This is a genomic window from Sanguibacter hominis ATCC BAA-789 (assembly GCF_012396185.1).
GTDB classification, from domain to species: Bacteria; Actinomycetota; Actinomycetes; order Actinomycetales; family Cellulomonadaceae; genus Flavimobilis; species Flavimobilis hominis.
Window position 1 is genome coordinate 140,283 of sequence record NZ_JAAXOW010000002.1, and the last position, 23,225, is coordinate 163,507.

Genomic DNA, 23,225 nt, shown 5'->3' on the forward strand with positions numbered 1-23,225 from the left:
CTCAGCGCTTGCGCGTGCCGAAGATCGTGCGCGTGATCTCGCGACCGAGCTGTGTCCCGGCTGAGCGGAGGAGCGCGTCGAGCCCGCCGCTCGCACCGCTGCTGCGTGACCGTCTCTGCGCCCGCGGGGCAGGGCGGGCGGCGTCGCGCTCGAGCTTCGCGCGCATGCGCTCGAGCTCGGCGGCCTGCTTCTTCGCCTCCTTCTCGGCGGCAGCGCGGGCGGCCTCGTCCGCCTTCGCCTGCTCCCCGGCCAGCCGCTGCGCCTCCGCAGCGGCCGCCTGCGCGGCGACGCGCTGCGCGAGCAGCTCGTACGCGGACTCGTTGTCGACGGCGGTCGCGTAGCGCGGCGCGAGGGGCGACGCCGCGACGAGGCTGTCGAGGGTCGCGGCCGGTGCCGGGTCCATCGATCCCTGGGGCGCGCGCAGCCGCGTCCACGCGACGGGCGTCGGTGCGCCCTTCTCGCTCAGCACCGTCACGACGGCCTCGCCCGTGCCCAGCTCCTGCAGGAGGCGCTCGAGGTCGTAGTCGCTCGTCGGGTAGGTGCGCGCGGCTGCACGCAGGGCCGCGGCGTCGTCGGGCGTAAACGCGCGCAGGGCGTGCTGGACCCGGTTGCCGAGCTGCGCCAGCACGTCCGCTGGCACGTCCTTCGGGCTCTGCGTCACGAAGAACACGCCCACGCCCTTGGACCGGATGAGTCGGACTGTCTGCACGACCTGCGTGAGGAAGTCCTTCGAGGCGCCCGTGAACAGCAGGTGCGCCTCGTCGAAGAAGAACACGAGGCGCGGCTTGTCGACGTCGCCCACCTCGGGAAGCTCGCCGAACAGGTCGGCGAGCAGCCACATGAGGAACGTCGAGAACAGCTGCGGACGGTCCTGCACCGCGGGCAGCTGGAGCGCGGAGACGACCCCGCGCCCGTCCGGCGCGGTGCGCAGCAGGTCGGCCGTGTCGAAGGCGGGCTCGCCGAAGAACGCGTCCGCGCCCTGCGCCTGCAGCGCGACGATCTCCCGCAGGATCACGCCCGCCGTCGCTGCCGAGACCCCGCCGAGCGTCGTGAGCTCGGCCTTGCCCTCGGGTGAGGTGAGGTACGAGATCGTCGCCTTCAGGTCCTTGAGGTCGAGCAGTGCGAGGCCCTGCGTGTCTGCCCAGTGGAAGATCAGCCCGAGGCACGACTCCTGCGTGTCGTTGAGCCCGAGGACCTTCGCGAGCAGGAGCGGCCCGAAGTCCGTGACGGTGGTGCGGACCGGCGTGCCGACGCCCATGCCTCCGAGCGAGAACGGCTCGACCGGGAAGCTTGCCGCTGTCCAGTCCTGGCCGAGGCTCGCCGTGCGTGCGAGCAGCTTCTCGCCGCCAGCGCCCGGGACAGCCATGCCGGACAGGTCGCCCTTGATGTCCGCGACGAACACGGGGACGCCGTGCGTCGAGAGCTCCTCGGCCATGAGCTGGAGCGTGCGTGTCTTGCCGGTGCCGGTCGCGCCAGCGACGAGGCCGTGCCGGTTGAGCATCGCGAGCGGGAGGCCGACCTGGACGTCGGGGAGCGGGACCGCCTCGGCGCCGCCGTCGGTGGAGAGGAGCGCGCCGAGGCGGAGCATGGGGCCGGCGAACGTGTAGCCGTCCGCGACACGCTGGGCGTGCTCGTTGCGCGCCGCGGGAGCGGGAGGCGCGGGGGCGCTCGGCGCGGCGGCGGGAGGCGCGGGCGAGGCGGGCGGGGGAAGCGTGGCGGCGGCCTCGGCCGCCTCGAGCGCGGCCTGCGCGGCGACCGCGCGGGCCTCAGCGGCCTCTGCCGCAGCGTGGGCGGCTGCGGCGCGCAGAGCCGCGAGGTCGGCAGGACCGTGGGCGTCGTCGCTCATGCGGGCATCTTATGACCCACGTGCTGCGGCGGCGTGTTGGCGTAGTCTGCGAGCGATGCCACACCTCTCCCACGCCGTGCGGGTCGTCACCGACTCGACGGCGTCCTTGCCTGCCGCGACGCTCGAGCGCCTGCGGATGACGGTCGTGCCGTTGCACGTCCACGTGGGCGACACGGTCTACCTGGAGGGTGTCGATCTCGCGCCGGAGCAGGTCGCGGCGCTCGTCGCCGGCCCGGAGCGTGTGACGACGTCGCAGCCCACCCCCGCGATGTTCGCCGAGGCGTACGCGCGGCTCGCGAGCGAGGGGGCGCAGGAGATCGTGTCGGTGCACCTGTCGGGCGAGCTGTCCGGGACGGTCGGTGCCGCCGCGCTCGGTGCGCGCGAGGTCGGCGTCCCGGTGCACGTCGTCGACTCGCGCACGGTGGCCGGTGCGCTCGGCACGGCCGCGGAGGTCGCGGCGCGCGCCGCGGCGGGCGGCGCGACGGGGGAGGACGTCGCAGAGCGCGCGCGGCGGACGGCCGAGGCCTCTGACGCGACCTTTCTCGTCGACTCCCTCGACTACCTGCGCCGCGGCGGGCGCCTGAGCCGGACGGCGAGCGCGATCGGCGGGATGCTCGCGATGAAGCCGCTCCTGACGGTCGTGGACGGTCGCGTCGAGGTGCTCGCGAAGGTGCGTACGCGGGCCGCCGCGATCGAGCGGCTCGCGGAGATCGCACGTGGCCAGGTGCGCGGCTGCTCGTCGCCCGTCGTCACGGTGCACCACCTCGACTCCCCGCACGACGCCGGTGAGCTGGCGGTCGAGCTCACGGGAGCGACCGGGGTCGCGGCTCGGGTGACGCCTGTCGGGGCGGTCCTCGGTGCGCACGTGGGTCCCGGGCTCCTCGCGGTCGTCGTGGCCGACGCCGACCCGCGGGGCTGACAGCTCCCGGGCAGGCACGCGGCTGCCCACAGGGTTGCGTTCTCGACGCGGGTCGCACGCTGCGCGCGTGAGCCCTGACGAGGCGGCCGTCCGCGAAGGACGGTGGCGTCATGTCCCTGCCGCTGCCCGAGACCGACGACGTCACCGCACTGCGCGCTCGCCTGCGGGGGCACGTCGAGCCTCCGAGCGTGCGCCGGACAGCGGAGGCCCCGGAGGTCGAGGACGAGCCGTGGGAGTCAGGTCCCGTCCGGTGGGAGGTCTCGGGACGCGCCGCGACCGCCGTCGCCGTCGTCCTGGTGCTCGCCGTGGCCGTGCTCGGCGTGCTGCTGTGGCGGGGAGGCCCCGGCGACGTCGTCGTCCTCCCAGACACGGCGGGTCTCACGACGGGAGCACCCGGCGCGAGCGCGCCGGCCGGCGCAGCGCCCGGCACGTCGTCCGAGGGCGCGACGCCCGGTGGCGAGGCAGGCGAGGGGACGCAGGCGCCTGGCACGCCTACGCTCCTCGTCCACGTCGTCGGGGAGGTGCGGGAGCCGGGCGTCGTCCGGCTGCCGCCCGGCTCGCGCGTCGGCGACGCGATCGAGGCTGCCGGCGGCGCGAAGCGCACCGCAGACCTCGCGGCCCTCAACCTCGCCGCGCCCGTCACGGACGGGGAGCAGGTGCGGGTCCCGAAGCCGGGGGAGGTGGCGCTCACGAACCCGCAGTCGTCGGGTGGCGACCCCGCGGGCAGCACGGGTGGTGCCGGTGGTGGCGCGCTCGACCTCAACACCGCCGATGCCGCGACGCTCGAGACCCTCCCCGGGGTGGGTCCTGTGCTCGCCGAACGGATCGTGAGCCACCGCGACCAGCACGGGCCCTTCGCCTCGGTCGACGCGCTGCAGGACGTGAGCGGCATCGGGCCTGCGACGTTCGACCGGCTGCGCGACCTGGTGCGGGTGGGGTGAGCAAGCGGCTCGACGTCCGTCTCGTGCCCGCCGCGCTCGCCGCGTGGGGCTGCGCGGCGGTGCTCGCCCCCGCGGGTGCGCGAGCTGCGGTCGTCGCCGCGGTGGGCGCTCTCGTCCTCGGCACGATCCTGGCGGCTGTCCTCGTGCGGGCTGGGCGCGGCAGGCTCGGCACCCTCGCCGCGGTGACCCTCGCCGTCGTCGCGGCGGTCGCGGCCTCAGCCGCGATCACGACCGCGCGAGCGTCCTCGTCCCTCGCGGACGGCGCCGCCCGGGCCGGCGCTCCCGTCTGGCTCACCGCCGTCGTCACGTCGGACCCACGACCGATGGCTGCCCCGTGGGAGGAAGGCCCGCCGACGCGCAGCGCAGTGACGTTGCGCGTCATGCGCCTCGAGTCGGGCTCCGATCTCTCGCACCGCACCGCGCAGGACGTGCGGCTCCCGGTGTCGGTCGTCGGGAACGGTGCGTGGGCGGACGTGGCGTACGGGTCGACCGTCACGACGTCGGGCACGTTGCGGCCCGCCGACGGCTCTCGTCCCGAGCGCTTCGAGCTCGCCCGGCCCGCGCAGCCCGTCGTCGTCGCGCCTGCGGGCGCCCTGTTCCGGGCTGCCGCGCACGTCCGTGCCGGGCTCGCCGCGACCGTCGCGAACCAGGACGACGACGTCGCCGGGCTCGTGCGGGGCATGACCGTCGGTGACCGGGCCGCTCTCGCCCCCGAGCTCGACGCTGCGATGCGCACCACGGGGCTGACGCACCTGACGGCTGTCTCGGGCGCGCACGTCGTGATCGTCATCGGGACGCTCCTCGTCCTGCTGGCCGCGCTCAAGGTGCCGCCGCGCGCGAGGGTCGCGGTCCTCGTCGTCGCGCTGGCCGCGTTCGTCATCCTCGTGCGGCCGGACGCCTCGGTGCTCCGGGCTGCCGCGATGGGTGGCGTCGCGCTCCTCGGGATCGCTGCCGGGCGGCCAGCGAGTGCGCTCCCGGCGCTCGCCGGTGCGGTGGTCGTGCTGCTCGTCGTGGACCCGTGGCTCGCGCGTTCGTTCGGCTTCGTGCTGTCGGTCGTGGCGACGGGGGCGCTCGTGCTCGGCGCGTCTCCGCTCGCCGCTGTGCTCGAGCGACGTCGTGTGCCGTCCTGGCTCGCGCTCGCCGTCGCGGTGCCGACCGTCGCGCAGCTCGCGTGCGGGCCCGTCGTCGTGCTCCTGTCGCCCGCGCTGCCCACCTACGCGATCCTTGCGAACGTCGTCGTCGCGCCCGTCGTCGCGCCGGCGACGGTGAGCGGCGTGCTCGCCGCGCTGCTGAGCACGGTGTGGCCCGCGGTCGCGGGCGTCGTCGTGCTGCCCGCGTGCTGGGCGGCCCGATGGATCGCGTGGGTGTCCACGACGCTCGCAGGCTGGCCGGGTGCCGCGCTGCCGTGGCCTGAAGGTGTGCCTGGAGCGGTGCTGCTCGCGGCCGCGACCCTCACGGCGTGGGCGGCGGTCGCCGCGATACCGGCAGCCCGGTGGTTCTGGCAGGACGCGCGGGTGCGACGTCGGCGTCACCGCGCGGTCGCCAGGAGCCGTCGCGACGGCTCGGCCGTGCGTCGGTGTCGGTGATCCGTGGGATTCTTGGAGCATGGTCTCGCGTGCTCGTCCGTCCTCCCGCCCTGCCGCTGGATCTGCGACCTGGGACACCGTGAGCCTCGCTCCCGTCGTGCTCGTCCACGGCGCCGAAGGGCTGCTCGTCGAGCGCGCGGTCCAGCGCCTCACGGCCCTCGCCCGCGAGGCGATGCCCGAGGTCGAGGTGGTCGACGTCGAGGCGAGCACGTACCAGAGCGGGATGCTCGCAGTCGAGACGAGCCCCTCGTTGTTCGCGGAGGAGCGCCTCGTGATCGTGCGCGGCGCCGAGGCGATGAGCGACGACCTCACGCAGGACGTGCTCGACTATCTCGCCGCTCCTGCGCCGGACGTCTTCCTCGTCGTCGAGCACCGCGGCGGTCAGCGCGGCAAGAAGCTGCTCGACGCGGTCAAGGCGTCTGGGGCTCCCGTCGCTGTGTGCGAGCCGATCAAGAAGGACGCCGACAAGGTCGCGTTCGCCGCTGCCGAGTTCCGCGCGGCCGGGCGCCGTGCTGATGCCGGCGCGGTCCGTGCTCTCGTCGAGGCTCTCGGCTCCGACCTGCGGGAGCTCGCGTCCGCATGCTCGCAGCTCTGCTCCGACACGACCGGCACGATCTCCGAGGGTGTGGTCGGCCGCTACTACGGCGGGCGCGTCGAGGCGACCGGCTTCCGCGTCGCTGATGCCGCCGTCGCAGGGAACCGCGCCGAGGCGGTCGCGCTCCTCCGGCACGCGCTCTCGACCGGTGTCGACCCCGTGCCGATCGTCGCCGTCCTGGCGATGAAGCTCCGCGCCCTCGCGAAGGTCGCTGCGATGCGCGGCCGCGGGGGAGCGACCGCCGGTCAGCTCGGTATGGCTCCGTGGCAGATCGACAAGGCACGCAAGGATCTGCAGCGCTGGACGCCCGAGGGGCTGGCGCAGGCGATCACGGCCGTCGCCGAGGCGGATGCCGAGGTCAAGGGCGCGGGCCGGGACCCCGTCTATGCGGTCGAGCGTGCCGTGCTCCGCATCTGTGCCGCGACCCAGGACTGACCCCGTCCCGGACATGCCGAAGGCGCCGACCCCGAGGGGCGGCGCCTTCAGCAACTCACGTTCCCGGCGTGGAGGCCGGGAGGCACATCACAGGCCGTTGACGGCCTTCGCCAGCGCGGACTTGCGGTTCGCAGCCTGGTTGGCGTGGATGACGCCCTTCGACACGGCCTTGTCCAGCTTCCTGGACGCAACCAGGAGCGCAGCGGTCGCCGCGTCCTTGTCGCCGGTGGCCACGGCCTCGCGGACCTTGCGGACGTTGCTCTTGAGCTCCGTCTTCACGGCCTTGTTACGCAGGCGCGCCTTCTCGTTGGTGCGGATGCGCTTGATCTGAGACTTGATGTTCGCCACGTATGGACTTTCTGGTGTGTTCGCCCGAAGGCGAGCTGACAGGTCGTAGAGGACTGCTCCAACGCCGGGACTTGGGGTGGGGAACCCGTGGAGAGGCGCTGGACCTGTGCCCGCCGACCTGGGCGGACACGCAGAGATCAATGCTACCAGCCGCCCCGGACCGGGTCGACCCTCTGCGACGCGACGGGCGTCACGCCGCCGGCCGCGTCCGAGCGTTGCCCTCTGTGTCAGCCGATCTGCGCGGTGACCAGGGAGAACGTCGCCCGGTCCATGATCGCGCCCTCGCGTCGGACCTGCTCCGGGTCGATCCGCAGCACACGGTCGAGCCGCACCTCCGAGTCGCGTCCGCGCGTGTCCCAGGGGCCTGACCCGATGTCGAGCCAGCGGCGTCCTCGCTGCGCCTCGGACGCGGCGTCGCGCGTGTGGTCCTTGCTCGTGAGCATGAGGGCGAGGAGCCACGGGCCGTCGTGCCCGACGACGAGCACGGGACGGTCCTTGCCCTGCGTGTGGTCCTCCTCGTAGGGCACCCACGTCCACACGATCTCGCCCGGGTCGGCGTCGCCGTCGATCGCGGGTGCATAGACCGGGTCGATCGGCCCTGTGAAGTCGCCGGGGTAGACGTCGCGGCCGGCCGACGGCGTCGACGTGGAGCGCGAGGGCGCGGGACGCGGTGTCGCACGGTCCTTGCGTGCTGGACGAGGAGACCGGGTGGTGGTCCCTGTCGTCGTGCGCCCGCTGCTGCGCGACGACGTGAGCAGAGCAGCGGCGGCGCGAGCGGCTCCTGCGAGGAGGTCGGACCAGGGACGAGTCGGCATGCGCGCCAGGATACGGCGGTCGGCGTTCCCGCGACGGGCGGGCGAGAGGGTGTGGACGGCGAGTTCGACGGCCGTGGCGGTCATGGGACAATGGGACCCGTGACCCCGATTCCCACAGCAGCCCAGACGGCCCGCATCAAGCCCGCCGCCACCGCGCCCGAGCTGCTGCGCAACTTCTGCATCATCGCCCACATCGACCACGGCAAGTCGACCCTCGCCGACCGCATGCTCCAGCTCACCGGCGTCGTCGAGCAGCGCGCGATGCGTGCGCAGTACCTCGACCGCATGGACATCGAGCGCGAGCGTGGCATCACGATCAAGTCGCAGGCGGTGCGCATGCCGTGGGCGCACAGCGACGCGGACGGCGTCTCGACACCGTACGCGCTCAACATGATCGACACCCCGGGCCACGTCGACTTCACCTACGAGGTGTCGCGGTCTCTCGCCGCGTGCGAGGGCGCGGTGCTCCTCGTCGACGCCGCGCAGGGCATCGAGGCGCAGACGCTCGCCAACCTCTATCTCGCGATGGAGAACGAGCTCGCGATCATCCCGGTGCTCAACAAGATCGACCTCCCGGCCGCGCAGCCGGAGAAGTACGCGGAGGAGATCGCCGGCCTCGTCGGTGTCGACCCGGAGACGGTCCTCAAGGTGTCCGGCAAGACGGGCGTGGGCGTCACCGAGCTGCTCGACCGCATCGTCGAGACCGTCCCCGCGCCTGTCGGCGACCCGGACGCCCCGGCACGCGCGATGATCTTCGACTCCGTGTACGACACGTACCGCGGCGTCGTGACGTACGTCCGCGTCGTCGACGGCAAGCTCAACCCACGTGAGCGCATCGTCATGATGTCGACGAAGGCGACGCACGACCTGCTGGAGATCGGCGTCTCGGCGCCCGAGCCGCACCCCACGCAGGGGCTCGGGGTCGGCGAGGTCGGCTACCTCATCACGGGTGTCAAGGACGTGCGGCAGTCGAAGGTCGGCGACACGGTCACGAACGCGGGCAAGCCAGCGTCCGAGGCGCTCGGCGGCTACAGCGACCCGAAGCCGATGGTCTTCTCGGGGCTGTACCCGATCGACGGCTCCGACTACCCGGTGCTGCGGGACGCGCTCGACAAGCTCAAGCTCAACGACGCTGCGCTCGTCTACGAGCCGGAGACGTCGGTCGCGCTCGGTTTCGGCTTCCGCGTTGGCTACCTGGGTCTGCTGCACCTCGAGATCGTGCGCGAGCGCCTCGAGCGCGAGTTCGACCTCGACCTCATCTCGACCGCCCCCAACGTCATCTACGAGGTGACGATGGAGGACAAGTCCGTCGTCACGGTGACGAACCCGAGCGAGTTCCCGGGCGGCAAGATCGGCGAGGTCCGTGAGCCGGTCGTCAAGGCGACGATCCTGGCGCCGAGCGAGTTCATCGGCGCGATCATGGAGCTCTGCCAGACGAAGCGCGGTGACCTCCAGGGCATGGACTACCTCTCGGCGGACCGTGTCGAGCTGCGCTACTTCCTGCCGCTCGCGGAGATCGTGTTCGACTTCTTCGACCAGCTCAAGTCGAAGACCCGCGGCTACGCGTCGCTCGACTACGACGTGATCGGTGAGCAGGCCGCCGACCTGGTGAAGGTCGACATCCTGCTGCAGGGCGAGCAGGTCGACGCGTTCAGCGCGATCGTGCACAAGGAGAAGGCCTACGCCTACGGCGTCATGATGACGGGCAAGCTCAAGGACCTCATCCCGAGGCAGCAGTTCGAGGTGCCCATCCAGGCAGCCGTCGGCGCGCGCGTCATCGCCCGCGAGACGATCCGGGCGATCCGCAAGGACGTGCTGGCCAAGTGCTACGGCGGTGACATCTCCCGCAAGCGCAAGCTGCTCGAGAAGCAGAAGGAGGGCAAGAAGCGCATGAAGACGATCGGTCGCGTGGACGTCCCCCAGGAGGCGTTCATCGCCGCGCTCTCGTCCGACGCTGCTGACCCGAAGGACAAGGGCAAGAAGTGACGCCCGCCCTGCCGGAGGGGGAGCCGGCGCCGCTCGACGGCGCTCTGCCCCGCTGGGCAGGCGGCACGACGTCGGACCGCAGGTTCGGTGTGTACGTGCACGTGCCGTTCTGCACCGTCCGTTGCGGCTACTGCGACTTCAACACGTACACGGCGACCGAGCTCGGCGGGGGTGCGAGCCAGGAGTCGTACGCTGACACGGCGTTGCGCGAGATCACGCTCGGGCGCGGTGTGCTCGAGCGCGCAGGCTTCCCGCGTCGTCCTGTCTCGACGGTGTTCTTCGGCGGTGGCACCCCGACGATCCTTGCGGCGAGCGACCTCGCCCGGCTGCTCGACGGCATCCGTGACGCGTGGGGTCTCGAGGAGGGCGCCGAGGTCACGACCGAGGCGAACCCCGACTCGGTGACCCCGGAGTACCTCGCGACGCTCGCGGCGGCAGGCTTCACGCGAGTCTCGTTCGGGATGCAGTCGGCGGTGCCGCACGTGCTCTCGACGCTCGAGCGGACGCACGACCCGGCCCGCATCCCCGACGTCGTGGCGTGGGCGCGCGCGGCTGGGCTCGACGTGTCGCTCGACCTCATTTACGGGACGCCGGGGGAGTCGCTCGCCGACTGGCGCACGAGCGTCGAGACGGCGCTCGCGACGGGCGTCGACCACGTCTCGGCCTACGCTCTCGTCGTCGAGCAGGGCACGAAGATGGCGGTGCAGGTACGTCGCGGCGAGCTGACGCTGCCCGACGAGGACGACCAGGCCGCGAAGTACGAGCTCGCCGACGACCTGCTCAGCGCCGCAGGCCTGCACTGGTACGAGGTCTCGAACTGGGCGCGCACCCGGCCCGACGGTTCTGTCGCGGCCTGCCGCCACAACCTCGCGTACTGGCGTGGCGACGACTGGTGGGGAGTGGGACCTGGAGCGCACTCGTACGTGGGAGGACCGCTCGCCGCCGACGACGGCACGTCCGTCGACGGGATGCGCTGGTGGAACGTCAAGCACCCGCGGCGGTACGCCGCGTCGCTCGAGCGGGGGGAGAGCCCCGCGGCGGGGCGCGAGGCGATCGATGCGTCGACCGCTGCGCTCGAGCGGGTGATGCTGGGCGTCCGCCTCGCGGAGGGCCTCGACCTGTCCGTCCTGTCCGACGCCGGTCGGCGGGCTGTGGCCGGTCATGTCGCCTCGGGCCTGCTGGACGGTCGGGCCGCGGTCCGGGGGCGGGCGCTCCTGACCCGACAGGGCCGCCTCCTCGCGGACGCCGTCGTACGAGACCTCACCGACTGACGGCTGGACGGGGTGCGTCGCGTCGCGCGGCGGGGCTCTCACGCTGCTACGGTCCGACGGACGTCATGCACCGACCAGCGGAGACACGATGAGCGAGAACTTTCCCCCTAACCCGGACGGCACCGACGGAGTGCCCGGCTCGGGCGGTCAGCCGCAGGACCCTGGCGCGCAGCCGCCGTACGGTCAGCCTTACGGCCAGAAGCCTCCATTCGGCCAGCAGCCCGGCGCGCAGCCGCCGTACGGTCAGCCCTATGGCCAGCAGCCTCCCTACGGTCAGCAATTCGGTCAGCAGCCTCCTTATGGCCAGCAGTCACCGTTCGGTCAGCAGCCCTACGGCCAGTTCCCGAACGCGGGCGGCGGCACACTCGGCGTCCCTGCGCACGGCCCCTTCTCGTTCGGCGAGGGCTTCACCGTCGCGTGGCGCGCGTTCGGGGCGCGAGCGGGGATGTGGCTGGGCCTGATGGCCATCTGCGCCGTCGTGAGCCTGGCGACCTCGGCGTTCCTCGGCGGTCCGGTGGACTGGAACGCGAACGTGAACGGGGAGTCGTTCAGTGCGGCCAACCTCTTCCCGAGCCCGTCGTGGGCCGCGACTGCCCTCCTGCGGGACCTGGCCGCGCAGCTTGTCGTCGCGATCCTGACGATCAAGCTGACGCAGCACGCCGTGCGTCAGGTCCGCGGTGAGCAGGTGACGTTCAGCTCGTTCTTCACGACGGTCAACGGGAACGCGACCATCATCTCTGCGTTCGTCATCGCGGCGGCGACGATCCTGGTCGACCGCGCGCCGTTCATCGGGCCGCTCGCGGGTGTCGCCCTGACCGCGATGACGATCTTCGTCGGCGCGTTCGCGGCCGAGCCCGGCGCCAGGGGCATCAGCCCTGTCCAGGAGAGCGTCCAGCTCTTCATCCAGCGTCCGGGCGCAGCCCTTGCGACCTTCGCCGGCGGGTTCCTCCTGATCCTCGGCGGCTTCATCGCGTGCTGCGTCGGGCTGCTCGTGGCGGTCCCGCTCGCGTCGCTGTACAGCGGGTACGGGTTCCAGCGGATCCTGGGGCGTCCGATCGGCTGAGGCCGACCGCGCCAGCGGGCGGCGGCACCTGGTGCCGCCGCCCGTCCTGCTCCTTCGCCCGGGTGAAGGTCGGCAGAGGGTGCATGTCCCCTGGGTATTTGGGCCTTTCGTCACTACGCTGTGGGGCGATGACGTGCGGTATCGCGCGGAGTCCCGGCGCCCGCCGGTGTGTCCGGCCCCGATCTGAGGAGCGAACAATGTCTGACAGCAACGTCCCGCCGTACCCGGGCGAGGTGCCCGGTCCGGACGGCCAGCCGCCGTACGGCGCGCCGACGCCGCCGCCGGGGCAGCCCGCTCCGGGTCAGCAGCCCTACGGCCAGCAGCCGCCCGTGGGTCAGCCTTACGGCCAGCAGCCCTACGGCCAGCAGCCGCCTGCGGGTCAGCCTTACGGCCAGCAGCCCTACGGCCAGCAGCCGTACCAGGGCGCGCCCGGGCAGAGCCCGATCGATGTCGGGGCCGCTTTCTCGTACGGCTGGGACAAGTTCACGAAGAACATCGGCCCGATCCTCCTGGGCTCGCTCGCGTGGGCGGTCGGTATCGGCATCCTGATCGGGATCTTCTACGCCATCATCATCGGTGGCGCCGCCGCGGCGTCGTCGCTCGACTCTGACGGGGGCTTCCTCGCGGTCGGCTTCGGCAGCATGGTTCTCTTCCTCGGCGTCTCGCTGCTGCTCGGCGTGTTCTTCCAGGCGGCTGCGACGAACGTCGGGCTCGTCGCGACGACAGGTCGCTCGATCACGGTCGGTGACTTCTTCTCGATCCCGAACTTCTCGAAGGCTCTGCTGACAGCACTCCTGGTCGGCGTTGCCACCGCGGTGTCCATGATCGTCGTCGTCGGCCCGCTCGCCGTCGGGTTCTTCGGGATCTTCGCGCTCCATTTTGCGATCGACAAGGGGCTCGGTGCCGTCGACGCGATCAAGGCCAGCATCGACGTCGCACTGAAGAACGCCGGTCAGGTGGCGCTCCTCATGCTGCTCGTCTACGTCGCCAACTCTGTCGGCAGCGCGCTCTGCGGGGTCGGCCTCATCGTGTCGATGCCGGTCGCGATGATCGCGACCGCATACTGCTACCGCCGCGTGGTGGGCCAGCAGCCCGCCTGACGCGCTCAGCAGGAGGCCCGGCACACCGAAGGGTGTGCCGGGCCTCTCGCATGTCTGTGCAGGGGATCAGACCGGCTCGGTGACGAAGTCGATGAGCTCCTCGACGCGCCCGAGGAGTGCGGGCTCGAGGTCCGCGTAGGACCGCACGGTTCCGAGGATCCGCTTCCAGCCCTGCGCGACATCCGCCTGATCTGCGTGGGGCCAGCCGAGCTCGCGCAGGATCCCGGTCTTCCACTCGGTGCCTCGCTCGATGATGGGCCACTTCTCGAGACCGATGCGCGCCGGCCGGACGGCCTGCCACACGTCGACGAACGGGTGGCCCAGCACCTTGACGGTGCCGTTCGGAACGAGGCGCAGCGCCTCGTCGGCGAGCCGCCGCTCTTTCGTCCCGGGCAGCAGGTGGTCGACGAGTACGCCGACGCGTCTCTCTCGGGTCGGTCGGAACTCACGCAGCGCGTCGGCGAGGTTGTCGACTCCCTCGAGCAGCTCGACGACGACACCCTCGACGCGCAGGTCGTCGCCCCAGACGCGCTCGACAAGCTCGGCGTCGTGCTTGCCCTCGACCCAGATGCGTGAGCCGCGAGCCACGCGGGCGCGTGCGTCGCGTACGACCGTCGACCCGGACGCGGTGCGCGTCGGGGCGGCGGTAGCGCGGCCGACGGGCGCGGTGAGGATGACAGGTTCGCCGTCGATCCAGAACCCTGGGCCGAGCGGGAACGTGCGTGTCCGGCCGGCGCGGTCCTCAAGCTCGACGACGTGCTGACCGCCGGACTTCTCGACGCGGACGACGGCGCCGACCCAGCCGGTCATGACCTCCTCGACGACGGTCCCGCGCTCGGCGGGCACGGGACGGGAGACGGGGCGCCGGGGGTGGTGGTCCGAGCCGCCGGACAGGACGTCAGAGCCATAGCGATCGTGCACCTGGCCACCCTAGCTGGCGGCCGGAGATCGCTGGGTAAGCGTGTGTGACGCTGATCGCGGCGTCCGTCCACAGGCCTGTTGTATCGGTCGCGCCGCGAGCGTGGGTGCCCTAGTTTGTCGGTCATGTCTCAGGGGGTGCGGGGAGTGAAGGTCGGGGTCCGGGCGAGCGCAGCGTGGGTTGCCGTGGTGTTGTTGCTGGTGGGGTGCACGGCGCAGGCCGAGGTTCAGCCGCCTGCCGGTACGAGCACCGCTGGCGGTGTCTCGTCCGCCCCGACGCCAGCGCCTTCGGGGACACTGGACCCGACGCCGTCGGAGGCGCCCGTCCCGGGTCCCACGATCGCGCCGCCGCCGCCGAGGCCCGTCGCACCTGACACTCTCGATGACCCGACCCCCGAGGGGGCGCTGTCGGCGATCAGGTACTTCTACGACCTCTACCCGTACGCGTATGCGACGGGCGACATCGAAGGTCTCAAGGACGTCAGTGGCAACGCGTGCGGCTACTGCATGAAGCTGATGGACCGGATCGAGAAGCTCCACGCCGACGGCGGGGCCGCCTCAGGGCTGGCTGTCGAGATCTTGAGCGCTGAGTACCTTCCAGATACGGCGACACCGTTCTACTTCGAGTTTCAGGTCGAACTGAAGCAGAACGGCGGACTGGTCCGGCGGACGCCTGTTGCCGAGCCCGAGGTCCACGACGGTCAGGAAGCGCGGCTGCACATTGTGCTTGAGCTTGGCGACGTATGGGAGTTCACGAAGGTGCTGACCGTTCGCGATGATGATGCCTGACTGGACGTCGCGTGCTTCGACGATAGTCAGCAGTGCCGGCCTTCTCTTCACGCTCGCGATCTCTGGCAATAGCGGCGACGTGGGAGTGACGACCGACGCCGATGGCGATGGAGTTCTCACCTCAGGAACGCGAGTCAGGGAAGGCGAGCGCCGCGACAGGCGAGAGCCGCATCCTGTCGCGCGGACGCGGGCGATGGATCCGGGGGAGTGCTCGCTCGCTGAGCTGACGGCGAACCCTGGTGTGGCGTTCTGGTGCTCGGCGGCGATCGGGGAGTCCGCTGGCTGTGCGGAGGACGAGCGGTTCCGGGTGCCGTACTTGCGTAGCGTCTGGGACGCGACAACCGGGGCGTGGGGTCCGTGGACTCTCTACCGGGATGCGGGTTGTGAGGGCGACGGGGACCCGGGCGAGGGTGATGTCGGTGCGGAGGTCGAGCGGGAGATCAAGCGGCTGGAGCTGAAGGGTTCGCCGCTGGGGCGAAGCCCGGGCACGGCAGTGACCTACGTGCAGACGGACACGATCGTGTGGACGGACGCGGTGCCGCAGGTGTTCGACCTGACGATCCTCGGGCAGGCGGTCGAGCTCGAGATGACCCCGGTCCAGTTCTCGTGGGACTTCGGGGACGGCTCTCGGCCTCTGGTCACGACCAAGACGGGAGGGCCGTACCCCGACAAGTCTGTGAGCCACGTCTACACACGTCTGGAGACGGTGCAGATCAGGCTGACGACGACGTGGAGCGGACGCTACCGCCTGGCGGGTTCGCAGGCGTGGCTGCCGGTGAGCGGCATGGCGACGACGACCAGCGTCGACGAGCCCCTTGAGCTGCGCGAGTACCGCACGCGCCTCGTCGCCGGCCCGTTGGCGGACTGAACCGGCCCTCGGTGCGACTTCGCGCACAGCGTGACGAAGACCGCCGTCCCAACATCGCGCGGCCCGTTAAGATTGGCACTCGAAGGCCGGGAGTGCGAACAGCTGGCGCCCCGGGATCGGTCCGGCGCGACGGAGGAGGCGGCGCAAGATGAGCTCAGAGCGCAGGCTCGACGTGCTGCGTGCGATCGTCGAGGACTATGTGACGACGCGCGAGCCCGTGGGCTCGAAGCTTCTCGCCGAGCGGCACAGCCTCGGCGTGTCTCCGGCGACGATCCGCAACGACATGGCGGCGCTCGAGGAAGAGGGCCTGATCGCGCAGCCTCACACGTCGGCAGGTCGCGTCCCGACCGACCGCGGCTACCGGCTCTTCGTCGACCAGCTTGCGGAGGTCAAGCCCCTCTCGCGGCCCGAGCGCCGCGCGATCTCCGTGTTCCTCGACCAAGCCGTCGACCTCGACGACGTGATCTTCCGGGCCTCGCGACTCCTCGCTCACCTCACGCAGCAGGTCGCCGTCGTGCAGTACCCGTCGCTCCGGCGGTCGGGGCTGCGCCACCTCGAGCTCGTCCCGGTTCCCGGCAGCCGCCTGCTCGTCGTCATCATCACGGACACGGGCCGCGTCGAGCAGCGCACCCTGTCCCTGAGCGAGGACGTCGACGAGGCGCTGATCGCGATCGTCCGCGGCCGCCTCAACGCGGCCGTCCTCGGACGGCGGCTCCCGGAGATCCGGGAGGCGTTGCCCGGCCTGCTCGAGCAGTTCGACGAGACGCAGCGACCGCTCGTCCAGGAGATCTTCGACCTCCTTGCCGACACCCTCGCAGAGGAGACGGAGGAGCGCATCGTCCTCTCCGGAGCATCCAACCTTGCGCGCAGCGACGCCGGGCTCGAAAGCTCGCTGCGGCCCGTCCTCGAGGCGCTCGAGGAGGAGGTCGTCCTGCTCGGCCTGCTCACCGAGATGTCCGAGGACTCGCGCGGCGTGGCCGTGCGCATCGGTCATGAGACGCAGCATGCCGGGCTCTCCGTCACCTCTGTCGTCAGCACCGGTTACGGTACTGAGGGTGACTCGGTCGCGCTCCTCGGCTCGATCGGTCCGACCCGGATGGACTACCCGGGGACGATCGCCTCCGTGCGCGCGGTCGCCCGCTATCTCACACGCATCCTCGCCACCTGACCGGACGCGCCCGCGCTGCGGGAACGCGCCACCCTCGACCCACCACCAGGAAGCAGCTTCGTGACGGACTACTACGAGATCCTCGGCGTCCCGCGTGACGCGACCCAGGACCAGATCAAGAAGGCCTACCGCAAGCTCGCGCGCGAGCTCCACCCGGACGTCGCCGGGGCGGACGCCGAGGACCGGTTCAAGGACGTGACTCGCGCGTACGAGGTTCTGGGCAGCCCGGACAAGCGCCAGTCGTATGACATGGGCACCGACCCGTCCTCGCCCGGCGGCGGCCAGGGTGGCGCGTTCGGCTTCCAGGACATCTTCGAGACGTTCTTCGGTGGCGGCCAGGCGCAGCGTGGTCCGGTGCCGCGCTCGCGCCGCGGCCAGGACGCGCTCGTCCGCCTCGACATCGACCTCGCAGAGGCGACGTTCGGCACGCGCCGCGAGCTGCCCGTCGACACGGCTGTCGTCTGCAGCACGTGCGGCGGCTCGTGCTGCCGACCGGGGACGTCAGTCCGCACCTGTGAGGTGTGCGGCGGCCGGGGCTCGGTCCAGCGGGTCGCACGTTCCTTCCTCGGCCAGGTCATGACGACCGCGCCGTGCTCAGCCTGCCAGGGCCACGGCACGACCGTCCCCGAGCCGTGCCCGGACTGCGCGGGCGAGGGCCGCGTGCGCAGCCGCCGCACGCTCGTCGTCGAGGTCCCCGCCGGTGTAGACACGGGTACCCGGATCAAGATGACCGGCCAGGGTGAGGCGGGCCCCGCCGGTGGCCCTGCCGGCGACATCTACGTCGAGATCCGCGAGAAGAAGCACGAGCGCTTCATCCGCCGCGGCGACGACCTGCACTGCACGCTCGAGATCCCGATGACGGCAGCCGCGCTCGGCACGACGATCGAGCTCGAGACCCTCGACGGGCTCCAGGAGGTCGTGTGCCCGCCCGGCACGCAGCCCGGTGACACCGTCACCCTGCGCAACCTTGGCGTCGGTCACCTGCACGTCGGCGGTCGCGGCGACCTCGAGGTCCACGTCGACGTCGTCGTCCCCACCTCGCTCGACGAGGAGCAGGCCGAGCTCCTGCGCCGTCTCGCCGCGCTGCGCGGAGAGGAGAAGCCCGAGGCGAAGGTCTCGGCCGCGCACCCGGGCGTCTTCGCCCGGCTGCGTGAGAAGATCGCAGGCCGCTGACCGCACTCGACGTGAGAGGGTGCGCAGATGAGCGCTCCGGTATTCCTGGCTGAGTCCGCCCGCCTCGAGCAGTACCCCGCCGGGTCGGTGTACGTGCTCGACGGACCGGAGGGCCGGCACGCGGGTGTCGTCCAACGACGCCGTGCTGGCGAGCAGATCGACGTGGTCGACGGCGAGGGCCTCCGCCTGCGTTGCACGATCCGCGACGTCCACGACTCTCAGGTGACCCTCGAGGTCGACGAGGTGTGCCGCGACCGCGACCCGGCCCCGCGCCTCGTGCTCGTCCAGGCCCTCGCCAAGGGGGACCGCGACGAGCTCGCGATCGAGGCCGCGACCGAGGTCGGCGTCGACTGTGTGATCCCGTGGCAGGCGTCACGGTCGATCGTCGTGTGGCGCGGCGACCGCGCCGCGCGCTCGCGAGCCCGCTGGGTCGCGACCGTCCGCACCGCCACGAAGCAGGCGCGCCGCGCGCGGGTCCCCGAGGTGGAGGAGGCGCTGACGACGTCGCGCCTCGCCGCGCGCACCGCCGAGGTCGTGTCGGGTGGGGGCGCTGTTCTCGTCCTGCACGAGGAGGCGACGACGCCGATCTCCGCCGCGAACGTCCCGGAACCGGCCGCCGAGGCTCAGGTGCTCGTCGTCGTCGGGCCAGAAGGCGGCATCGCCGGCGAGGAGCTTGCAGAGCTCACCGAGGCGGGCGCACAGCCCGTCCTGCTGGGTCCGCACGTCCTGCGCACCTCGACCGCAGGGCCCGTGGCGCTCGCGCTCCTCGCGGACCGGCTGGGGTTCTGGGGCGGTCGCTGAGCGACCGCTAGAGCCAGCGGCTCAGCGCGTCACTTGACCGTGATCGTCGCCGAGACGAGGTTGAGCGGCTGACCGTCCATCGCTGACGACTCGAAGACGGCGACCGTCCAGGTGCCGGGCTCGAGGTCGACCGTAGTCTCGAAGGGCCCGACCTCGCCGTTCGCGCCCGTCATGGTGCTGCCTTCCTGCGAAGGCTCCTCGAGCGAACCGCCCTCCGCATAGACGACCCAGCTGAGGTTGCCCTCGAACGCGGTCGCCTCGCCCGTGATGGCGACGCTCGGTCCGGTGACGACGGCGCCGTCGACGGGCGAGGTGAGGACCGTCGTCCCGTTCGTCGCGGACTGCCCGGGGGTCGGCTCGGCCTCGGGCGACGTCGTCGTGGGAGCGGGTGCCGTCGTCGGAGCCGGGGTCGTCGTGGCTGCCGTCGACGTCGGGTCCGTCGCGGCAGGCGTCGACTCGTCTGCGCACGCGGCGAGAGACCCGACGAGCAGCGCGACGACGAGCGCGGAGCGGACGGTCGAGCGGGACATGGTGCCTCCAGAGCGTGTGCGGACATGGCCGTGCACCCACTCTGCCAGGAGGTCGTCCCCGCGGGGCGGTCGACACGGCACGGCGTCGGTAGACTGCTCGTGACCAGGACGCACCAGCGCGGAGGACGACGGCTCAGGCCGGCCCATGCCAGAGACCACAGCAACAGCAGGACCGGGACGCCCCGACGACGACGCAGCTCCCGCTCGCCCCCGGACGCGTGCCGGTGCACGCCTCGAGCACCGGATCGTCGTCCCGCCGCAGGTCGACATGGTCGCCCTCCTCGGCCCGCAGGACGGCGTGCTCAGAGCGATCGAGGAGGGCTTCGAGCGTGTCGACGTGCACGCGCGTGGCAACCAGATCACGGTGAGCGGCCCGGCCGGTGACGTCGCGCTCGCCGTCCGCCTCGTCGACGAGCTCGTCGAGCTCGCGGAGGCTGGCACGCCGCTCAGCCCCGACGTGGTGACGCGATCGGTCGCGATGCTCGCCTCGCAGGGTGCACCGCGTCCCGCCGAGGTGCTCAGCCACGACATCGTGTCGAACCGCGGCCGGACGATCCGCCCCAAGACGCTCGGGCAGAAGCGCTACGTCGACGCGATCGCGTCGTCGACCGTCACGTTCGGCATCGGGCCGGCCGGTACCGGCAAGACGTACCTCGCCATGGCGACCGCCGTCCAGGCGCTCCAGGCGAAGAAGGTCAGCCGCCTCGTGCTGACGCGGCCCGCGGTCGAGGCGGGGGAGCGGCTCGGGTTCCTGCCCGGCACGCTCACCGACAAGATCGACCCCTACCTGCGTCCGCTGTACGACGCGCTGCACGACATGATCGACCCGGAGTCGATCCCGCGGCTCATGGAGTCCGGCACGATCGAGGTCGCACCGCTCGCGTACATGCGTGGGCGCACCCTGAACGACGCGTTCATCATCCTCGACGAGGCGCAGAACACGACGCCCGACCAGATGAAGATGTTCCTCACCCGCCTCGGCTTCGGCTCGACGATGGTCGTCACGGGCGACATCACGCAGGTGGACCTCCCGGGCGGCGTCCGCTCCGGGCTGCGGGTCGTCGAGGACGTCCTGAGCGGTGTCGACGACGTCGAGTTCTGCCACCTCACGAGCGAGGACGTCGTCCGCCACCGACTCGTCGGCGAGATCATCGAGGCGTATGCCCGGTGGGACGTCGAGAAGCAGGCCGCACAGCCCACCACCCGGCCGTCCGGCCGACCAGAACGCACCCGCCCGGAGAGCCAGGAGAGGCACGCATGACGATCGAGGTCAACAACGAGTCGGGCTTCGAGGTCGACGAGGCGGAGTTCGCCGCGCTCGCCCGCTACGTCCTCGACGCGATGCACCTGCACCCGCAGACGGAGCTGTCGATCCTCATGGTCGGCACGGACGTCATGACCGAGCTGCACGTGCAGTGGATGGACGAGCCTGGGCCGACCGACGTCCTGTCGTTCCCGATGGACGAGCTGCGGCCCGGCCGTGAGGGCGACGTGACGCCCGCAGGCCTCCTCGGCGACGTCGTGCTGTGTCCCGAGGTTGCCGCGCAGCAGGCGAAGGTGGCCGGCCACTCGACGATCGAGGAGATGCTGCTGCTGACGACGCACGGGATCTTGCACCTCCTCGGGTTCGACCACGCGGAGCCGGAGGAGGAGAAGGAGATGTTCGCCCTCCAGCGCAAGCTGCTGCTGACGTTCCTCGCGAGTCGATGAGCGAGGTCCCGGTCCCCGCGCTGCTCGTCGGCGCGACGCTCGGGATCGTGCTGGCCGCACTCCTGAGCTCGGGCGAGGTCGCCGTCCAGCGCGTCACCCGGTCGTCGATGGCCGAGGTCGCGGAGAACGGCACGAAGGCAGGCCGCAGGGCTGCGGCCCTCGTCGTCGATCCGCGGCGGACGGCGTCCGCTGCGGCGTTCTGGCGCATCGTCGCCGAGATGACTGCGACCGCGTGCATCACCCTGAGCCTCGAGCATGCGCTCGACGTCTGGTGGCACGTGCTCGGCCTTGCTGTCGTCATCTCGTCGCTCGTCGCGCTCGTCCTCGTGCGGCTGAGCCCGCGCTCCTTCGGTCGGCGGCACCCTGCGAGCGTGCTCGTGGCGCTCGGACCCCTGCTGCTGGCTGCCTTGAGACTGGCCGGCTGGACGGCCGGGACGTCGATCTCGTCGTCGGAGGACGTCGGCGAGCACGAGCTCCAGGAGATGGTCGACCGCGTCAACGAGTCCGAGGTGATCGAGGAGGAGGAGCGCGAGCTGATCCGCTCCGTCTTCGGTCTCGGCAGCACGCTCACGCGCGAGGTCATGGTGCCGCGCACCGACATGGTCACGACCCCGACGACGACGCTGCTGCCCAGCGTCCTGCGGCTCTTCCAGCGTTCGGGCTTCTCCCGTGTCCCCGTCGTCGGAGACTCCGAGGACGACGTCCGCGGCGTCGTCTACTTCAAGGACGTCGTCGACCGCCTGCACGGAGACCCGGTCTCGGGGGTGGTGGACCCGGCTGAGGCGACGACAACCGTCGAGGACGTCATGCGTCCCGCGCACTTCGTGCCCGAGTCGAAGCCTGTCGACGACCTGCTGCGCGACCTGCAGGAGTCGCGCTCGCACATGGCGCTCGTCGTCGACGAGTACGGCGGCACCGCTGGCCTCGTGACGATGGAGGACGCGATCGAGGAGATCGTCGGCGAGGTGACCGACGAGCACGACCCGGACGCGGCGGAGATCGTCGAGACCGGCCCGGGCGAGTACCGCGTGCCCGCCCGCACGAACCTCTGGGAGCTGGGCGAGCTCCTCGGCCTCGAGCTCGAGGACGACGACGTCGACACGGTCGCGGGGCTCCTCGCCAAGGCCCTGGGCCGGGTTCCGCTCCTCGGCTCGCACGCGGAGGTCTCGGGCGTGCACCTCGTCGCGGAACGTGTCGAGGGCAGACGCAAGCGCGTCTCGACCATCCTTGCCCACCGGGTGGCGCCGCCCGAGAACGACCACAGCGACAGCGACCAGCGCGAGCAGCGCGCGTCGCGGCACGACCGTGCCGACCGCAACGACCGCAGGAGTGACTCATGAGCCGCAAGCCCTCGAACGACGCCGGGGAGTTCCGCTCCGGCTTCGCCTGCCTCGTGGGGCGCCCGAACGCGGGCAAGTCCACCCTGACGAACGCGCTCGTCGGCGAGAAGGTCGCGATCACGTCGGGTCGTCCGCAGACGACGCGGCACACGATCCGCGGCATCGTGCACCGCGACGACGCGCAGCTCGTGCTCGTCGACACCCCTGGGCTGCACCGTCCGCGCACGCTGCTCGGCGAGCGGCTCAACACGCTCGTGCGGGACACGTTGACGGAGGTCGACGTGATCGTCTTCTGCCTGCCGGCGGACCAGAAGGTGGGCCCGGGCGACAGGTTCATCGCGAGCGAGCTCGCGGCCCTGATGCGCGGCCGGCGGCCCACGCCGGTCGTCGCCGCGGTCACGAAGGCGGACAAGGTCTCCCGGCAGGAGCTCGCGGACCAGCTCCTGGCTGTCTCGGCGCTCGGTGACTGGGCGGACATCGTCCCTGTCTCTGCCGTCGGCGGCTACCAGGTCGACGAGCTCGCGGACGTCCTCGTGTCGCGGCTGCCCGTCGGCCCGATGCTCTACCCGGACGGCGAGCTGACCGACGAGCCCGAGGCCGTCATGGTCGCCGAGCTCGTGCGCGAGGCGGCGCTCGAGGGGGTGCGCGACGAGCTCCCGCACTCGCTCGCCGTCGTGGTCGACGAGATCGTCCCGAGGGAGGGCGGTCGCAAGGACGATCCGCTCGTCGACGTGCGCGTCAACCTGTTCGTCGAGCGGGACTCGCAGAAGGCGATCATCATCGGCAAGGGTGGCGCGCGCCTGCGTGACGTCGGCACCCGGGCACGCCAGGGGATCGAGCGCCTGCTGGGCAGCAGGGTCTACCTCGATCTGCACGTCAAGGTCGCGAAGGACTGGCAGCGCGACCCGAAGCAGCTCGGCCGTCTCGGCTTCTGACCACAACGGCGCGACGGCGTCCACCGTTCACCCGCCGGGCGTCTCGCCGCGCGAGGGCGGCTGATCCTCGCTAGATTCGGGGCGGCCA

Annotated in this window: 22 protein-coding genes; 17 read left to right on the forward strand and 5 right to left on the reverse strand. The window is 71.7% G+C overall.

The annotated features are described in order from the left end of the window. Position 1: 1 nt before the first annotated feature. On the reverse strand, positions 2-1,846 hold the full coding sequence (locus tag HF995_RS07150) for a helicase HerA-like domain-containing protein (RefSeq protein WP_168447138.1): 1,845 nt from the start codon (positions 1,844-1,846) through the stop codon (positions 2-4). Between the two features lie 55 nt (positions 1,847-1,901). Here HF995_RS07150 and HF995_RS07155 point away from each other — a divergent pair, with 55 nt between their 5' ends. The 4 genes from HF995_RS07155 (at position 1,902) to holA (ending at position 6,322) form a co-directional block, all read left to right on the forward strand. After that, positions 1,902-2,765: a DegV family protein gene (locus HF995_RS07155; protein ID WP_168447139.1), complete on the forward strand. Its 864-nt coding sequence runs from the start codon at positions 1,902-1,904 to the stop codon at positions 2,763-2,765. A gap of 110 nt (positions 2,766-2,875) precedes the next feature. Beyond that, a complete protein-coding gene (locus tag HF995_RS07160; protein WP_168447140.1) occupies positions 2,876-3,706 on the forward strand; it encodes a ComEA family DNA-binding protein in 831 nt (276 codons plus the stop codon). Further along, the gene (locus HF995_RS14105; protein WP_168447141.1) at positions 3,703-5,292 is read left to right on the forward strand and encodes a ComEC/Rec2 family competence protein; all 1,590 of its coding nucleotides are present in this window, start codon (positions 3,703-3,705) and stop codon (positions 5,290-5,292) included. The genes HF995_RS07160 and HF995_RS14105 overlap by 4 nt, the downstream gene beginning before the upstream one ends. A 19-nt stretch (positions 5,293-5,311) precedes the next feature. Continuing rightward, positions 5,312-6,322, forward strand: coding sequence for a DNA polymerase III subunit delta (holA, locus tag HF995_RS07170; protein ID WP_168447142.1), 1,011 nt, complete (start codon positions 5,312-5,314; stop codon positions 6,320-6,322). 87 nt (positions 6,323-6,409) lie between these two features. Here holA and rpsT read toward each other — a convergent pair whose 3' ends face one another. Next, positions 6,410-6,670 carry a 30S ribosomal protein S20 gene (gene rpsT / locus HF995_RS07175; RefSeq protein ID WP_168447143.1) on the reverse strand — a complete coding sequence of 87 codons (261 nt, stop codon included), beginning with the start codon at positions 6,668-6,670 and terminating at the stop codon, positions 6,410-6,412. A 227-nt stretch (positions 6,671-6,897) separates the two neighbouring features. Continuing rightward, positions 6,898-7,485, reverse strand: a complete 588-nt coding sequence (locus HF995_RS07180; protein ID WP_168447144.1) for a type II toxin-antitoxin system PemK/MazF family toxin — start codon at positions 7,483-7,485, stop codon at positions 6,898-6,900. A 90-nt stretch (positions 7,486-7,575) separates the two neighbouring features. On the opposite strand from HF995_RS07180, the gene lepA reads away from it, so the two are divergent. The 4 genes from lepA to HF995_RS07200 all read left to right on the forward strand — a co-directional run bounded on the left by lepA (position 7,576) and on the right by HF995_RS07200 (position 12,905). Further along, positions 7,576-9,471: a translation elongation factor 4 gene (gene lepA / locus HF995_RS07185; RefSeq protein ID WP_168447145.1), complete on the forward strand. Its 1,896-nt coding sequence runs from the start codon at positions 7,576-7,578 to the stop codon at positions 9,469-9,471. Then, entirely contained in the window at positions 9,468-10,742 is a 1,275-nt protein-coding gene (gene hemW / locus HF995_RS07190; RefSeq protein WP_168447146.1) for a radical SAM family heme chaperone HemW, read from the forward strand. Before lepA ends, hemW begins: the two co-directional genes overlap by 4 nt. Positions 10,743-10,830: 88 nt before the next feature. Continuing rightward, on the forward strand, positions 10,831-11,805 hold the full coding sequence (locus HF995_RS07195) for a hypothetical protein (RefSeq protein ID WP_168447028.1): 975 nt from the start codon (positions 10,831-10,833) through the stop codon (positions 11,803-11,805). A gap of 197 nt (positions 11,806-12,002) precedes the next feature. Continuing rightward, positions 12,003-12,905, forward strand: coding sequence for a DUF2189 domain-containing protein (locus tag HF995_RS07200; protein ID WP_168447029.1), 903 nt, complete (start codon positions 12,003-12,005; stop codon positions 12,903-12,905). A 66-nt stretch (positions 12,906-12,971) separates the two neighbouring features. On the opposite strand, the gene HF995_RS07205 is transcribed toward HF995_RS07200, so the two are convergent. Beyond that, positions 12,972-13,826 (reverse strand): DUF3097 domain-containing protein, encoded by an 855-nt coding sequence (locus HF995_RS07205; protein WP_168447147.1) that lies wholly within the window; start codon positions 13,824-13,826, stop codon positions 12,972-12,974. 123 nt (positions 13,827-13,949) lie between these two features. On the opposite strand from HF995_RS07205, the gene HF995_RS07210 reads away from it, so the two are divergent. The 5 genes from HF995_RS07210 (at position 13,950) to HF995_RS07230 (ending at position 18,622) form a co-directional block, all read left to right on the forward strand. Beyond that, positions 13,950-14,612 (forward strand): DUF6318 family protein, encoded by a 663-nt coding sequence (locus tag HF995_RS07210; protein ID WP_168447148.1) that lies wholly within the window; start codon positions 13,950-13,952, stop codon positions 14,610-14,612. Next, a complete protein-coding gene (locus HF995_RS07215; protein ID WP_168447149.1) occupies positions 14,605-15,480 on the forward strand; it encodes a hypothetical protein in 876 nt (291 codons plus the stop codon). The genes HF995_RS07210 and HF995_RS07215 overlap by 8 nt, the downstream gene beginning before the upstream one ends. 148 nt (positions 15,481-15,628) lie before the next feature. Further along, positions 15,629-16,648: a heat-inducible transcriptional repressor HrcA gene (gene hrcA, locus HF995_RS07220; protein WP_168447150.1), complete on the forward strand. Its 1,020-nt coding sequence runs from the start codon at positions 15,629-15,631 to the stop codon at positions 16,646-16,648. A gap of 60 nt (positions 16,649-16,708) precedes the next feature. Further along, positions 16,709-17,821, forward strand: coding sequence for a molecular chaperone DnaJ (gene dnaJ / locus HF995_RS07225; protein ID WP_168447151.1), 1,113 nt, complete (start codon positions 16,709-16,711; stop codon positions 17,819-17,821). 27 nt (positions 17,822-17,848) lie between these two features. After that, entirely contained in the window at positions 17,849-18,622 is a 774-nt protein-coding gene (locus HF995_RS07230; protein WP_168447152.1) for a 16S rRNA (uracil(1498)-N(3))-methyltransferase, read from the forward strand. Between the two features lie 29 nt (positions 18,623-18,651). Here HF995_RS07230 and HF995_RS07235 read toward each other — a convergent pair whose 3' ends face one another. Further along, entirely contained in the window at positions 18,652-19,152 is a 501-nt protein-coding gene (locus HF995_RS07235) for a Gmad2 immunoglobulin-like domain-containing protein (protein ID WP_168447153.1), read from the reverse strand. Between the two features lie 145 nt (positions 19,153-19,297). Between HF995_RS07235 and HF995_RS07240 the strand changes: the two genes are divergently transcribed. Genes HF995_RS07240 through era form a run of 4 tightly spaced genes read left to right on the forward strand, consistent with a single transcriptional unit; the run spans position 19,298 to position 23,137 of the window. Beyond that, positions 19,298-20,413: a PhoH family protein gene (locus HF995_RS07240; RefSeq protein ID WP_168447154.1), complete on the forward strand. Its 1,116-nt coding sequence runs from the start codon at positions 19,298-19,300 to the stop codon at positions 20,411-20,413. Then, on the forward strand, positions 20,410-20,862 hold the full coding sequence (ybeY, locus tag HF995_RS07245; RefSeq protein ID WP_168447155.1) for an rRNA maturation RNase YbeY: 453 nt from the start codon (positions 20,410-20,412) through the stop codon (positions 20,860-20,862). The genes HF995_RS07240 and ybeY overlap by 4 nt, the downstream gene beginning before the upstream one ends. Then, the gene (locus HF995_RS07250) at positions 20,859-22,202 is read left to right on the forward strand and encodes a hemolysin family protein (RefSeq protein WP_168447156.1); all 1,344 of its coding nucleotides are present in this window, start codon (positions 20,859-20,861) and stop codon (positions 22,200-22,202) included. Before ybeY ends, HF995_RS07250 begins: the two co-directional genes overlap by 4 nt. Next, a complete protein-coding gene (gene era / locus HF995_RS07255) occupies positions 22,199-23,137 on the forward strand; it encodes a GTPase Era (protein WP_168447157.1) in 939 nt (312 codons plus the stop codon). The genes HF995_RS07250 and era overlap by 4 nt, the downstream gene beginning before the upstream one ends. Positions 23,138-23,225: the final 88 nt, after the last annotated feature.

Excerpts from the sequence above, each read along its gene's own strand:
- ybeY (WP_168447155.1), top strand. The coding sequence starts at position 20,410 with ATGACGATCGAGGTCAACAACGAGTCGGGCTTCGAGGTCGACGAGGCG.
- hrcA (WP_168447150.1), top strand. The coding sequence starts at position 15,629 with ATGAGCTCAGAGCGCAGGCTCGACGTGCTGCGTGCGATCGTCGAGGAC.
- HF995_RS07195 (WP_168447028.1), top strand. The coding sequence starts at position 10,831 with ATGAGCGAGAACTTTCCCCCTAACCCGGACGGCACCGACGGAGTGCCC.
- lepA (WP_168447145.1), top strand. The coding sequence starts at position 7,576 with ATGGGACCCGTGACCCCGATTCCCACAGCAGCCCAGACGGCCCGCATC.
- holA (WP_168447142.1), top strand. The coding sequence starts at position 5,312 with ATGGTCTCGCGTGCTCGTCCGTCCTCCCGCCCTGCCGCTGGATCTGCG.
- HF995_RS07240 (WP_168447154.1), top strand. The coding sequence starts at position 19,298 with ATGCCAGAGACCACAGCAACAGCAGGACCGGGACGCCCCGACGACGAC.
- HF995_RS07230 (WP_168447152.1), top strand. The coding sequence starts at position 17,849 with ATGAGCGCTCCGGTATTCCTGGCTGAGTCCGCCCGCCTCGAGCAGTAC.
- HF995_RS07180 (WP_168447144.1), bottom strand. The coding sequence starts at position 7,485 with ATGCCGACTCGTCCCTGGTCCGACCTCCTCGCAGGAGCCGCTCGCGCC.
- HF995_RS07150 (WP_168447138.1), bottom strand. The coding sequence starts at position 1,846 with ATGAGCGACGACGCCCACGGTCCTGCCGACCTCGCGGCTCTGCGCGCC.
- HF995_RS07210 (WP_168447148.1), top strand. The coding sequence starts at position 13,950 with ATGTCTCAGGGGGTGCGGGGAGTGAAGGTCGGGGTCCGGGCGAGCGCA.
- HF995_RS07250 (WP_168447156.1), top strand. The coding sequence starts at position 20,859 with ATGAGCGAGGTCCCGGTCCCCGCGCTGCTCGTCGGCGCGACGCTCGGG.
- HF995_RS07235 (WP_168447153.1), bottom strand. The coding sequence starts at position 19,152 with ATGTCCCGCTCGACCGTCCGCTCCGCGCTCGTCGTCGCGCTGCTCGTC.
- HF995_RS07200 (WP_168447029.1), top strand. The coding sequence starts at position 12,003 with ATGTCTGACAGCAACGTCCCGCCGTACCCGGGCGAGGTGCCCGGTCCG.
- HF995_RS07215 (WP_168447149.1), top strand. The coding sequence starts at position 14,605 with ATGCCTGACTGGACGTCGCGTGCTTCGACGATAGTCAGCAGTGCCGGC.
- HF995_RS07155 (WP_168447139.1), top strand. The coding sequence starts at position 1,902 with ATGCCACACCTCTCCCACGCCGTGCGGGTCGTCACCGACTCGACGGCG.
- era (WP_168447157.1), top strand. The coding sequence starts at position 22,199 with ATGAGCCGCAAGCCCTCGAACGACGCCGGGGAGTTCCGCTCCGGCTTC.
- HF995_RS07160 (WP_168447140.1), top strand. The coding sequence starts at position 2,876 with ATGTCCCTGCCGCTGCCCGAGACCGACGACGTCACCGCACTGCGCGCT.